This window comes from Buchnera aphidicola (Pentalonia nigronervosa), assembly GCA_014622685.1.
Classification (GTDB): Bacteria; Pseudomonadota; Gammaproteobacteria; order Enterobacterales; family Enterobacteriaceae; genus Buchnera; species Buchnera aphidicola_BD.
Genome location: CP061275.1, coordinates 356,440 through 370,086, shown reverse-complemented (window position 1 = coordinate 370,086; position 13,647 = coordinate 356,440). Strand labels below are relative to the sequence as shown.

At 25.1% G+C, this 13,647-nt stretch carries 12 protein-coding genes; 6 read left to right on the top strand and 6 right to left on the bottom strand.

All coding sequences use genetic code 11. The features are described 5' to 3' along the window. Positions 1-45: 45 nt before the first annotated feature. From lon to ICW73_01520, 5 genes are all read right to left on the bottom strand, one after another. Positions 46-2,382, bottom strand: a complete 2,337-nt coding sequence (lon, locus tag ICW73_01540; protein ID QNS01659.1) for an endopeptidase La — start codon at positions 2,380-2,382, stop codon at positions 46-48. Between the two features lie 183 nt (positions 2,383-2,565). After that, positions 2,566-3,852 (bottom strand): ATP-dependent protease ATP-binding subunit ClpX, encoded by a 1,287-nt coding sequence (clpX, locus tag ICW73_01535; GenBank protein ID QNS01658.1) that lies wholly within the window; start codon positions 3,850-3,852, stop codon positions 2,566-2,568. Positions 3,853-3,921: 69 nt separating this feature from the next. After that, positions 3,922-4,539 (bottom strand): ATP-dependent Clp endopeptidase proteolytic subunit ClpP, encoded by a 618-nt coding sequence (gene clpP / locus ICW73_01530; GenBank protein QNS01657.1) that lies wholly within the window; start codon positions 4,537-4,539, stop codon positions 3,922-3,924. A 133-nt stretch (positions 4,540-4,672) separates the two neighbouring features. Continuing rightward, positions 4,673-5,983, bottom strand: coding sequence for a trigger factor (gene tig, locus ICW73_01525; protein ID QNS01656.1), 1,311 nt, complete (start codon positions 5,981-5,983; stop codon positions 4,673-4,675). Positions 5,984-6,224: 241 nt separating this feature from the next. Continuing rightward, a complete protein-coding gene (locus tag ICW73_01520; GenBank protein ID QNS01655.1) occupies positions 6,225-6,539 on the bottom strand; it encodes a BolA/IbaG family iron-sulfur metabolism protein in 315 nt (104 codons plus the stop codon). 313 nt (positions 6,540-6,852) lie between these two features. On the opposite strand from ICW73_01520, the gene cyoA reads away from it, so the two are divergent. From cyoA to cyoE, 5 genes are read left to right on the top strand one after another with little or no spacing between them, the layout of a single operon-like run. Beyond that, a complete protein-coding gene (cyoA, locus tag ICW73_01515) occupies positions 6,853-7,746 on the top strand; it encodes a ubiquinol oxidase subunit II (protein ID QNS01654.1) in 894 nt (297 codons plus the stop codon). A 28-nt stretch (positions 7,747-7,774) separates the two neighbouring features. Then, positions 7,775-9,772 carry a cytochrome o ubiquinol oxidase subunit I gene (gene cyoB / locus ICW73_01510; protein ID QNS02103.1) on the top strand — a complete coding sequence of 666 codons (1,998 nt, stop codon included), beginning with the start codon at positions 7,775-7,777 and terminating at the stop codon, positions 9,770-9,772. Further along, a complete protein-coding gene (locus tag ICW73_01505; protein ID QNS01653.1) occupies positions 9,769-10,389 on the top strand; it encodes a cytochrome c oxidase subunit 3 in 621 nt (206 codons plus the stop codon). The genes cyoB and ICW73_01505 overlap by 4 nt, the downstream gene beginning before the upstream one ends. A gap of 8 nt (positions 10,390-10,397) precedes the next feature. Further along, positions 10,398-10,718, top strand: a complete 321-nt coding sequence (cyoD, locus tag ICW73_01500; protein QNS01652.1) for a cytochrome o ubiquinol oxidase subunit IV — start codon at positions 10,398-10,400, stop codon at positions 10,716-10,718. 5 nt (positions 10,719-10,723) lie between these two features. Then, on the top strand, positions 10,724-11,578 hold the full coding sequence (gene cyoE / locus ICW73_01495) for a protoheme IX farnesyltransferase (protein QNS02102.1): 855 nt from the start codon (positions 10,724-10,726) through the stop codon (positions 11,576-11,578). A gap of 28 nt (positions 11,579-11,606) precedes the next feature. Here the strand turns inward: cyoE and ICW73_01490 are convergent, their stop codons facing one another. Then, positions 11,607-11,957, bottom strand: coding sequence for a TusE/DsrC/DsvC family sulfur relay protein (locus tag ICW73_01490; protein ID QNS01651.1), 351 nt, complete (start codon positions 11,955-11,957; stop codon positions 11,607-11,609). A 47-nt stretch (positions 11,958-12,004) separates the two neighbouring features. On the opposite strand from ICW73_01490, the gene ICW73_01485 reads away from it, so the two are divergent. Then, positions 12,005-13,180 (top strand): MFS transporter, encoded by a 1,176-nt coding sequence (locus tag ICW73_01485; protein QNS02101.1) that lies wholly within the window; start codon positions 12,005-12,007, stop codon positions 13,178-13,180. Positions 13,181-13,647 lie beyond the last annotated feature (467 nt).

The window sequence follows — 13,647 nt, the reverse complement described above, 5'->3', positions numbered from 1 at the left end:
ATTTTTTGTCAGCCAACTTATAAATTGAATTATTTTTTTTAATTTTTAGATTTTGTATGGTGTATTATCCAGTGCTAATTTTAGTACTTCCTGAATATGTTTTACGGGATATATTAACAATCCTTCGATAATATTTTTTGGTATTTCTTCTAAATATCTTTGATTTTTATATGGTATCAATACTTTTTTTATATTTCCACGATGCGCAGCTAATAATTTCTCCTTGATCCCTCCTACAGGTAACACTGTTCCTCGTAATGTAATTTCTCCCGTCATTGCAATATTTGAATGAATAGGATTCTTGGTTAAAGAAGAAACTATAGCTGTACACATTGCTATTCCAGCGCTTGGTCCATCTTTTGGTGTAGCACCATCAGGAACATGAACATGAATATCATATTTTTCATGAAAATTTTTTTTAATTCCTAATTTTTCGGCATAAGATCGAACGACAGTTAGTGCTGTTTGAATAGATTCTTGCATTGTTTCACCTAAAGAGCCAGTATAAGTTAATTTACCTTTTCCTGTAACACATACTGTTTCAATAGTAAGTAATTCTCCGCCGACCTCAGTCCATGCTAATCCTGTTACTTGGCCAATTTTTTTATCCTTATTGGCAATGTCGTAATCAAAACGCCGAATTCCTAAAAATGTTTTTAAATTTTTTTTATTTACTTCAATTTTTTTTAGATTTTTTTTTAACAGTAGTTTTTTTACTATTTTACGGCATATTTTAGCAATTTCACGATCTAAATTACGTACACCTGCTTCACGAGTATAATAATGAATGATGTCAATTATAGCGCAATCAGTAATATTTAATTCATTTTTCTTCAAGGCGTTTTTTTTAATTTGTTTCGGATATAAATATTTTTTTGCTATATTTAATTTTTCATGTTCAGTATAACCAGACAATTGAATTAATTCCATACGATCTAATAATGCTGATGGTATATTCATAGAATTAGATGTTGCTACAAACATTACATCTGAAAGATCATAATCTACCTCTAAGTAATGATCATTGAAATTGATGTTTTGCTCAGGATCTAAAACCTCTAATAAAGCCGAAGCAGGATCAACTCTTATATCACAAGACATTTTATCAATTTCATCTAATAAAAATAAAGGATTTTTAACTTTTGCTTTGGCGATTTTTTGAATTATTTTTCCTGGCATAGAACCGATATATGTTCGACGGTGACCTCTAATTTCTGCTTCATCTCTTATACCTCCTAAAGCCATTCTTACATATTTTCGACCAGTGGATTTTGCAATAGATTTTCCTAGTGACGTTTTTCCAACTCCTGGTGGTCCAACTAAACATAAAATAGGACCGTTGACTTTTTTTGCGCGACTTTGAACTGCTAAATATTCTAATATTCTATCTTTGACGTTTTCAAGTCCAAAATGATCGATGTCAAGTATTTTCTTAGCTTCTCGAATATCTTTTTTTATTCTTGTTCGCATGTTCCATGGAACTTGTATCATCCAATCAATATAACTTCGCACTACAGTTGCTTCTGCAGACATAGGTGACATCATCTTGAGTTTTTGTAGTTCGGATATGGTTTTTTCTCTTGCTTCTTTAGGCATTTTAATAGATTTTATTTTTTTCTGTAAAATTTTATTTTCATCAGGAATTTCATCCATATCACCTAGTTCTTTTTGTATAGCTTTAATTTGTTCATTTAAATAATATTCTCTTTGACTTTTTTCCATTTGTTGTTTTACGCGATTTCTAATTCTTTTTTCTACTTGTAGTAAATCAATTTCAGTTTCCATAATAGCCATTAAAAATTCCAATCTTTTATTAATATTGTTTAACTCTAAAATTGTTTGTTTATCATGTAATTTTAATGGCATATGAGCAGCAATAGTATCTGCAAGTTTTTCTGAATTTGTAATGTTATTAAGAACATTTAATATTTCTGGTGGAATTTTTTTATTGAGTTTAACATAAGATTCAAATTGATGAACAGTCGTTCGTACTAATACTTTTTGTTCTTTGTTTAAAGTTTTTTCTGGCATAATTAATTCTGCTTCTGCAAGAAAATATTGTCCATCATCAATTAGATTTTTTATGCAAGCACGTTGTAATCCTTCGACAAGTACTTTCATAGTACCATCTGGTAACTTTAACATTTGTAAAATTGAGCTAATAGTTCCTATTTTGAATAGGTCGTTTACTGTAGGTTCATCTTGGGATGCTTCTTTTTGCGCAATTAACATGATTTTTTTATCATTATTCATGGCGGATTCAATACATTTAATTGAGTTTTTACGTCCTATAAATAATGGAATTACCATATGAGGATATATAACTACATCTCGTAATGGTAAAACAGGAATTTTAATGCGTTCAGAACGCTCAGAATTCATAGAGCTCTCTCTTTTAGTTAAATTTCCGCTATGTACTTGAAAATTAAAAGATTTAATAAAGTTGTGCGGTTAAACCTATAATTATTTAATATATCGGGATATTTTGGTCGACATTCAAGGTTAAGTATTTGATAAAATAAAAGAGAAAAAACTTTTATTTTTTTTAGATCATCAGTTGTTATTTTATTTTCCTGATGCTGTTTTTGAGTTGCTTTTTCCGTATATTATTTTTGGTAGTGAATGCGAATTGACAACTAATTCGTTAACAAATACTTTTTCTATGTTAACCATGGATGGCAGATTGTACATTGTATCTAGTAAAATATTTTCAATAATAGATCGTAAGCCTCTAGCTCCGATTTTTCTATCTATCGCTTTTTTTGCAATGGCAATAATAGATTGTGTATTAAATTCTAATTCTACTTTTTCAAGATTAAATAATGTTTGGTATTGTTTGATCAGCGCATTTTTTGGTTGACATAATATTTTTACTAATGCATCTTCAGTAAGTTCGTTTAATGTGGTAATAATTGGCAAACGACTAATGAATTCTGGTATAAGTCCAAATTTGATTAAATCGGTTGGCTGTATTTTTTCTAATAAGGCATTTTTTGACATTTTATTTTTTTTTGTTTTAATTGTTGAGTTAAATCCTATTCCTACATTAGTGTTAATGCGTTTAGAAATAATTTTTGATAATCCTGAAAAAGATCCTGCACAAATAAATAAAATATTCGATGTATCGACTTGAAAACATTCTTGCTGTGGATGTTTACGTCCGCCTTGTGGAGGAACAGATGCTAATGTTCCTTCTATAAGTTTTAATAAAGCTTGTTGTACACCTTCTCCAGAAACATCTCTAGTAATTGACGGATTATCTGCTTTTCTCGCGATTTTATCTATTTCATCTATGTACACTATGCCTAGTTCTGCCTGTTTTACATTATACTTACATTTTTGTAATAATTTTTGTATAATATTCTCAACATCTTCACCTACATATCCTGCTTCAGTAAGTGTTGTTGCATCTGCAATAACAAATGGTACATTTAATAGTTTAGCAAGTGTTTCAGCTAATAATGTTTTTCCGCTACCAGTGGGTCCAATTAATAAAATATTACTTTTTCCTAATTCTACATTATTTACATTTTCGAGAATATTACGAAGACGTTTATAGTGATTATATACTGCTACAGATAAAACTTTTTTTGTTTGTTCGTGTCCGATAACGTAATTATCAAGATGTTGTTTTATTTCGTGTGGTTTTGGCAAATGATTTATGTTGTTTTGTTTTTCTTTAGTTGTATTTTTCTTTGTTTCTTCAACAATAATTTCATTACATAGTCGTATACATTCGTCGCATATATATACTGCTGGACCTGCTATTAATTTTTGTACTTCTTTTTGATCTTTTCCGCAAAAAGAACAATACAGTGATTTTTTAGCATCATTTTTATTTTTATCCGTCATATTGCACTTCTCTTTTATGTTTTAAAACTTAAATATTTTATAAAATATTTATGTGTTTGACTTTTTCTATTAGCGTGTAGTTAAAATGCAATCAATTAATCCGTATTTAATAGATTCTTCTGCTGATAAAAAATAATCACGTTCTGTATCTTTTTGTATTTTTTTTACAGATTGTCCAGTATGAAAAGATAATAATTCATTTAATTTTTTTTTCATTTTCATGATTTCATTTGTATGAATAGCAATGTCTGATGCTTGACCTTGAACTCCGCCTAACGGTTGATGAATCATGATTTTTGCGTTAGGGAGACAATATCTTTTTCCTTTTTTTCCTGATGTTAATAAAAATGATGCCATAGAGCATGCCTGTCCTATGCAAATAGTATTAATATCTGGTTTGATAAATTGCATCGTATCATAAATAGACATTCCAGATGTAATTATTCCTCCAGGTGAATTGATATATAAAAATATATCTTTTTCTGGATTTTCAGATTCTAAAAATAGTAGTTGTGCTACTATACTGTGAGTCATGTTGTCTTCAATTACACCTGTTATAAAAATTATCCGTTCCTTTAGTAATCTTGAATATATGTCATATGCACGTTCTCCTCGTGAATGTTGTTCAATTACCATTGGTATAAATGTTGAGTTTAAAAATGTTTGATTGTTGTTTTTATATAACATGTTTCATTCCCAATCGTTTTAAAATATGTAAATATAAAATATTTTTTTAAATTTATATGATCATTTTAATTATAAATTAAGAACTTGTAGATTAAAACGATTAAAATGCAAAAGATGGTTGTTTTTCATAACATTATATAAATAATCTTTCTTCATTTTTCCAGTTATGATTTATAAATTTATCAAAATTCCAATATTGTTTTTTTATATTGATATTTTTTTTCAAGAAATGCATAACTTGTATTTCTAAGGCCAAATCTTTTATTGTATTTCTTAGAATCTCATTCTTATTATATAAATTAATAATTTTTGATGGTATTTTATAATTTAAAGATATTTTTTTAATTAAAGATTGAATTATATTTTCATCTGGATGGAGATTATTTTTTGTAATAATATTTTCAAGAATAATTTGAATATGTAATCGGTTTTTAGCTTTTAGTAAGATGTTTTCATGATATTTTTTCTCTAGTACATTGTGTTGATTTTTATGATATTGTTCTTTTTTTTTGTTATATAAATCTTGAATCTCTTCTTGAAGTAAAACAGGTGGTATTAATATAGGATTGTTTTGTATTATTTTTTGTATAATTTGGTTTTTTAGATGTTGTGTTGTTATTTTTTTAACATGTTTTTCAAGAATATTTGTTTCGTTTTCATAGCATGATTGAGTAATATTATCTTTTAAAAAGTTTTCTACGTTGTTATCTTGTTCTTTTTCGACTTTTATGATTTTAATTTTAAATGTTATATCTTTATTTTTTAGTGTTGTTTCTGGGTGAAATTGATGAAAGTTAATTTTAAAAAAAACAATATCATTAACAAAACGATTAATAACTATTTGTTCTAATTGGGGTAAAAAAATATTTTTAGATACAATAAATGTAAAGTTTTTCGATTCAAACTGTTCAATTTTTTTATATTTTTCATAGAGATTGTAATTAATTGTCACACGATCATTATTTTTTATTAATCTGTTAACTTGGATCCAATTTTTTGTTTTTTCTTGTTTTTTTGTGATAATGTTTTGAATATCATTATGTGTAATTTTTGTTATAATTTGTACAACGTTTATATCTTTTAAACTTTTCATACTAAAATTAGGGTAAATTTCATAAAAAACAGAATACGTAAAATCAGTATTATCATTTTGTTTTTTATTTATGCGATATTTTGGATTCCCTATAATTTTTATATTTTGTTTTTTAGTAAATTTATAAAAAAATTTTTGCATTAGTTTTTGGAATACATCATAATAAATGGTACTTCCATATTTTTCTTGGATAATATTAATTGGTACTCTGCCTTTTCTAAAACCATTAACATTTATTTTTTTACCAATTTGTACTAATTTTTTAATAATAATGCTATTGATTTTAGTTTTTGGAATGTTAATTGTAACACAGTGATTGGCATCTTGATTTTTTTCCATAAAAAATTTCATCTTATGACCTCAATGATTACTATTATCAGCGTATTTTTAGATGCGATACATGTTGAACGTTATTAGGAATAGAGATGCTGTTTATTAATTTTTATCGAAAAATTTTTTGTATAAATTCGTAAAATTTATTGCGAAAATTATTAAGTGTTTTTTTATATTTTATTTTCTTTAAATCTGATTATTATATATATTCAAATACTTGTATATAAAAAATAATATTAGATGTATTTTTTACATTTTTTTATAAAATATTATTTTTTTTGAAACATAAAGAAATATCTTTTGCATCATTTTTTTTGTTCTGCCATTCAAAACAAGTGTAAGTATACAATGTTATGGAATATATTTTTTTTTCGACATATTGGTCTAATATTTTAAATATCATACGATGTCTATTGATGATACTATGATTTTTAAAATCATCACTTACAATAACGATTTTTAAATGTGTAAGATTGTTTTTCAAACGATTATGAAATATGCTATGATCATAAATTTTTAAAATATCAGTTTTGATGTTCATTCTTAAGCTGTTGTGTATCTTTTTTAAGATCATTAGTTTTATTTAATCTCATTTTATATTTTTTAATTTTCAAAATGTTTTTTAAAAAATAATTATTTTAATACAATATATTTTTAAAATAGTATTTTTATTTTAAATTTTATCAATTTTTTAAAAATAATTCAATTCTTTCACATTTTTATTGTTTTTGATATAAAAATAAAATTTTTTATTTTTTACTGATGTCACGTTGTTGATATAAAATAAATTTTATACATTTTTAATAATATTTAAATAACATTTAAAAAATTTAAGAAAATACAACATATATGTTTAAAAATAAATATTATATTTTTTGAGGTTAGTAATGATATATATTAACTACAAAAATTTGGTAAAAATGTTTTTATTGATGATTATAGTATGTTCTTTACATGGTTGTGACAATTTTTTGTTACATTCTTATGGGAGTATTGCTACTAAAGAACATCGTTTAATTTTAATATCTTTTGTTATGATGCTATTTATTATTGTTCCTGTAATTTTTATGACGATATATTTTGCATATAGATATCATCAATCTAATGTGAATCAAATTTATAGACCAAATTGGTCTCATTCATATAAAATTGAAATAGCAATATGGACAATGCCAATTTTAATAATTTCTTGTTTAGCGTTTTTATCATGGTATTATAGTCATGAATTAGAACCTAAAAAACCTATTTCTTCTTATTACGATCCTGTTAAAATAGATGTTGTTGCGTTAAATTGGAGATGGTTGTTTATTTATCCAGATTACCATATTGCTACAATTAATGAAATTATGTTTCCTGTAAATAGACCTGTTATTTTTCGCATTACTTCAGATACTGTAATGAATTCTTTTTTTATACCCTTTCTTGGAAGTCAAATATATGCTATGCCTGGGATGCAAACAAAATTAAATTTAATCGCTAATTATCCAGGAAAATATACAGGAATGTCGTCGAATTATAGTGGTCCCGGATTTTCTAATATGAAATTTAAAGTTACGTCTGTTTCAAAAAATACAGAATTTGGTCAATGGATAAAAAATATACAAAATTCGTTTAATGAATTGAATACGCGAGATGCATTGAATAAAGTATTAATTAAAAATGAGAATTTTTCTATAGAATATTTTTCTAATGTTAATGTGTGTTTGTTTAATCAAATTATTTATCGTAGTCTTGTAAATAATTATTCTATAAATAAAAATAATTATTTTAAGCAACATTGATTAAAAATAGTGAATGGAGAAAAATGCAATGTTTGGAAAATTAACATTGGATGTTATTCCGTATAATGAGCCAATTATTATGGTTACATGTTGTGCAATTGTTTTTATTTTAATATGCATAATATTAGGTGTTACTTATTATAAAAAATGGCAGTATATCTGGTCAGAATGGTTTACAACCGTGGATCACAAAAAAATATCTATTATGTATATTATTCTTGCATTCATTATGCTATTTCGTGGTTTTTCTGATGCTATTTTAATGCGGATGCAACAAGCCATTTCATCTTCAGGTAGTAGTGGTTTTTTACCATCGCATCATTATGATCAGATATTTACAGCACATGGTGTAATAATGATTTTTTTTGTAGCTATGCCTTTGGTGATTGGTTTAATGAATTTAGTTGTTCCCTTACAAATTGGGTCTCGTGATGTTGCTTTTCCTTTCCTTAACAATTTAAGTTTTTGGTTAAATGCTAGCAGTGCAATTTTACTTACCTTGTCATTAGGTATAGGTGAGTTTGCACAGACAGGTTGGTTGTCTTATCCTCCATTATCAAATATTCAACAGAGCCCAAGTGTAGGAGTAGATTATTGGATATGGAGTTTACAAATTGCTGGCATTGGTACTACATTTACAGGTATTAATTTTTTAGTGACAATTTTAAAAATGCGAGCACCAGGTATGTGTTTATTTAAAATGCCAATTTTTACTTGGACTGCTCTTTGTACTAATATTTTAATTGTTATTTCTTTTCCTGTTTTAACTGTTGTTTTAGCTTTGTTGACGTTAGATCGTTATTGTGATTTTCATTTTTTTACTAACGATTTAGGCGGAAATGCAATGCTATATATTAATTTAATATGGATTTGGGGTCATCCTGAAGTATATATTTTAATTCTTCCGGCATTTGGGATTTTTTCAGAAATAGTTGCTACATTTTCCAAAAAATGCTTATTTGGATATAATTCGCTAGTATGGGCTACGTTATCTATTACAGTTTTATCTTTTATTGTATGGTTGCATCATTTTTTTACTATGGGTGCTGGAGCAAATGTAAATGCAATCTTTGGTATTACAACCATGATTATTGCTATACCAACAGGGGTAAAAATATTTAATTGGTTGTTTACTATGTATCAAGGTCGTGTATATATGCATTCTTCTATGTTGTGGACGTTAGGATTTTTGGTAACATTCTCTATTGGTGGAATGACTGGTGTACTATTATCAGTACCTCCTGTTGATTTTATTTTACATAATAGTTTGTTTTTAGTTGCACATTTTCATAACGTAATTATTGGTGGGGTAATTTTTGGTTGCTTTGCTGGTATTAATTATTGGTTTCCGAAATTATTTGGATTTATTTTAAACGAATTGTGGGGAAAACGCGCTTTTTGGTTTTGGATTGTGGGATTTTTTACTGCGTTTATCCCTTTGTATTTTTTAGGTTTAATGGGAATGACACGTCGTTTAAGTCAAAATATTGATGAAAAGTTTCATTTTTTTCTATGTGTTTCTGGAATAGGTGTAATTTTAATTAGTATTGGAATAATATGTCAAGTAATACAATTACTTATGTCAGTAAAATATCGTCGCGATAATTTAGATTTAACGGGCGATCCATGGAATGGCCGGACTTTAGAATGGTCAGTTTCATCACCAGCTCCATTATATAATTTTGCTGTCATTCCTGTTGTTAATAGTCGAGATGATTTTTGGTATAAAAAACAAAATCAACATCGAGAGAATATTCATCGTAAAATTAACAACGTTAAATATCACGAAATTCATATGCCTAAAAATACTAGTTTAGGAATAATAATTGGTTTTTTTTCATTAATATTTAGTTTTTCAGCAGTATGGCGTATTTATTGGTTATGTTTATTTTCATTATTTTTGATTTTTATTTCTGTTTTTATTAAAAGTACTATTGAAGAAAACGAATATACTATTCCTATTTCAGAAATAAAACGAATAGAAAATAAACATTATAAAAACATGAAAAAAGCAGGTTTGGTATGATCAAGAACAACGTAAAAAACCATATTATTCCTAATAGTATTGATTTTTGTCAAAAGAATATTTTAAAAAACAATCGTCTATTTGGTTTATGGATATTTTTAATGAGCGATTGCATTATGTTTGCAGTGTTGTTTTCTATGTATGCTGTTATTTCTGAAAATGTATATAACGCTTTAGAAAACGAGCATTTTTTAAATTTATTTTCAGTATTTTTAGAGACGTTTGTTTTGTTATTAAGTTCGTTGTCTTGTGGTTTAATTGTAGTTTCAATGCAGAAAGAAAAAATAAAAATGTTGGTTTTTTATTTTTTAATGACCTTTTTTTTAGGTTTAGTTTTTTTATTAGTAGAAATTAACGAATTTTGCGAATTAATTGAAAAAAATTATAGTCCTAGTCAACATGCATTATTTTCTATTTTTTTTGCTCTTGTTGGTATGCATGGTATGCACATTTTTTTTGGTTTAGTTTTAATTTTGTCTATTTTATATCAAATAAAAAAATTAGGTTTAACTGATACAATTCAGATTCGTATTTTATGTTTTAGTTTGTTTTGGCATTTTTTAGATATTATATGGATTTGTATTTTTACTTTTGTTTATTTAAATAGAGCAATTTAGAATAGAATATGATTAATATAAATAAAAATATTGAAAAAAAAATAAAATCTTATTTTTATGGATTTTTTTTATCTACTATTTTAACTGTAATTCCAATGTTATTAGTAACAAGGAACATTTTTTCTGTTAATGTTGTTTTTTTGACTAGTACTATATGTGCAATTGTTCAGATTTTTGTACATTTTATATATTTTTTACATTTAGATTTTTCTAAAAGCAAACGATGGAGTGTAATAACTCTTTTGTTTATAACAGTAATAGTTTTTATTATTATTTTTGGGTCTATATGGATTATGAAAAATTTAAATCATCATATGCATATTGTGTAAAAAAAATGTTTAGATGTTTTTTAGAGCTTTGTAAGCCTGGAATTGTGATTGGTAATATTATTTCGATAATGGGCAGTTTTTTGTTCGCATCGCATTCTAAAATTGATTTCTTATTATTTTTTAATACTATTTTAGGTACATCTTTAGTTATTGCGTCCAGTTGTGTTTTTAATAATTTAATTGATGTCGATATAGATAAAAAAATGAATCGTACGAAAAATCGAGTTTTAGCGAAAAATGTAATCATGCCATTATCAGTTTTATATTTTGGTGTTGTTATAGGTTTATTAGGGGTAATAATTTTAGGTGTGTTTGTTAACTTTACGTCAATGTGTTTATCTATTTTTGGTTTTTTTGTATATGTAGTATTGTATACTTTATATTATAAAAGAAAATCTACTTGTTCAACATTTATTGGTAGTTTTTCTGGTTCTATACCATCGGTTATTGGTTATACTGCAGTTACAAATTCTATTGATTTATTCTCTATTTTTCTATTCTTAATCTTTATATTTTGGCAAATGTCGCATTTTTATTCAATTTCTGTTCTTTGGTTAAATGATTATAAAAAAGCTAACATTCCTGTTTTTTCTGTTATAAATGGTATTTTTTTAACAAAAAAACATATCTTATATTATGTTTTTGGTTTTACAGTATCTAGTGCATTATTAACTATTTTTGGTTATTTAAGTTATAAATTTTTATTTCTATTATTTTCAATTAACGTATATTGGCTGTTTTTATCGTACTATAATTGTAAAGATAAAAAAAATAATATTTATGCACAGAAATTATTTTATTATTCTATTTTTGTTATTGTATGTTTTAATTTTTTCATGTCAATAGATCATATTTTTTAGAGTATTGATATTTTTTTATCAATGATTTTTATAAACATTTTACGGGTTTGGGTATTCCTGCAATTTTACTAGCTTGTTTTGCCGGTCCTTTTGGAAATAAGTTAAATAAATAAACACTATTTCTATTTTTCTTATGAATATTGTTTTTTAAACTGCTAATTAACATTCGCATAGATGGAGTTGTTTTAAATTTTAAATAGAACTGTCTTACAAAAACAATTATTTTCCAATGATCTGTGCTTAATTTGATATTTTCTTTTTTCGCAATTTTTTCTGCTAATGTTATGTTCCAATCTTGATTATTTTTCAAATATCCTTCTTCGTCTGTTTCAATTTTTTTATTAATATATATTTTTTCTAATGATGTTTTTTTTAACATGATGATAAATTTTTTTAATGAATGAGTGTAGTATGAAAAATTATAAAATGAATTTTTTGGAATTACAAGTTACTTTAAGTTTATGTACAGTTTTTTTATTAAGAATGTTTAGTGTGTTTTCAGTTTTTCCTATTTTAAGTAAATATGGTATTTGTTTAAATGGTAGCAATACGTTTTTAATTGGTATAGCAATTGGAATTTATGGTCTTAGCCAAGTTATTTTTCAAATTCCTTTCGGATTATTATCTGATTATTTTGATCGAAAAAAAGTTATTATATTTGGTTTATTTTTAGTTTTTTTAGGCAATATTATGTCTGCTAGTACAAATTCTATTTGGGGATTGATTTGTGGTCGGTTTATACAGGGTTCCGGAGCTATATCTGGTGTTTCTATGGCTTTTTTATCAGATGTAATTCGAGAAGAACATCGTGTAAAATCCATTTCTGCAATTGGAATCAGCTTTTCTGTATCTTTTTTATTGTCTGTGGTCACTTCTCCATTGATTGTGCAATATTCAAATTTTTTTGTATTGTTCTGGTTATGTGCAATTTTATCTTTAATTTGTATAATAGTTGTTTATTATTTTTTTCCTACTGTAAATAATAATCTGAAAAATGACAACATTAATTTTCTTTGTAAGAAAAATATAAAATTATTTATGCAAAAACAGTTTTTTATATATTATTTAAGTATATTTTGTCTACATTTTTTATTAATGATGAATTTTTCTATTGTGCCACATCAACTTGAATTATCTGGTTTATTATTTTTTCAGCATTGGAAGATGTATTTAAACATGATATTAATTTCTTTTTTAGTTTTATTTTGTTTTATTTTTTATTGCAAGAATCAGTCTATCTTGAATAATATTGTTGAAATATGTATTTTTTTTCTATTTGTTTCTAGTTTATTATTTTTTAAATCAAACAGTAATTTGGTCATCTTAATATTATCTTTACAAATATTTTTTATTTTTTTTAACTTGCTTGAAGTATTTTTACCATCTAATTTAAGTAAAAATATATCGAAAAATAGTTATAAGGGTAGCATAATGAGTATTTATTCTACTAGTCAATTTTTAGGTATATTCTTTGGTGGTTTGTGTAGTGGATGGTTATATAGTTTTTTATCAATTTCTAACATGTTTGCATTTGAAGCATTTTTTATTTCTATATGGTTCTTACTGATTATTTATTATAGAAAGTATTATCATAAAAAATAATTTGATGTTTTTATATTAACATGTATGTTTTATATTGTACAAAACATGTTTTTTTATATAAAATATGTATTTTAATTTTCATTAAAAACATATAGATAAAGAAATTATTTTATGTTTCAAAAAATAAATATTTTTAAAATATATTTCATTATTAAAATTTATGAGGCGTTGGTATACCATTATTAAGTAAAAATTTTATGAACTTATTATTGTTTAATTTAAATAAAAAGATGATATGTAATCACATTTTGAATGCATTATTCTATAGTTTTTGTGTGTTAATGTTATAACAATTTAAGAAAATGTATCATTGTTTAAGATTTTTAAACATGTTTTTAGGTGTAATATTTTAATTTTAAGTGAATAATTTAAATATTAAAAATATGTTGAAATATATGATTTTACAACGTAAAAAAGTAAAAATTTATTTTTATGCAATATGTTTTAGAATTATATATGAAAATAGA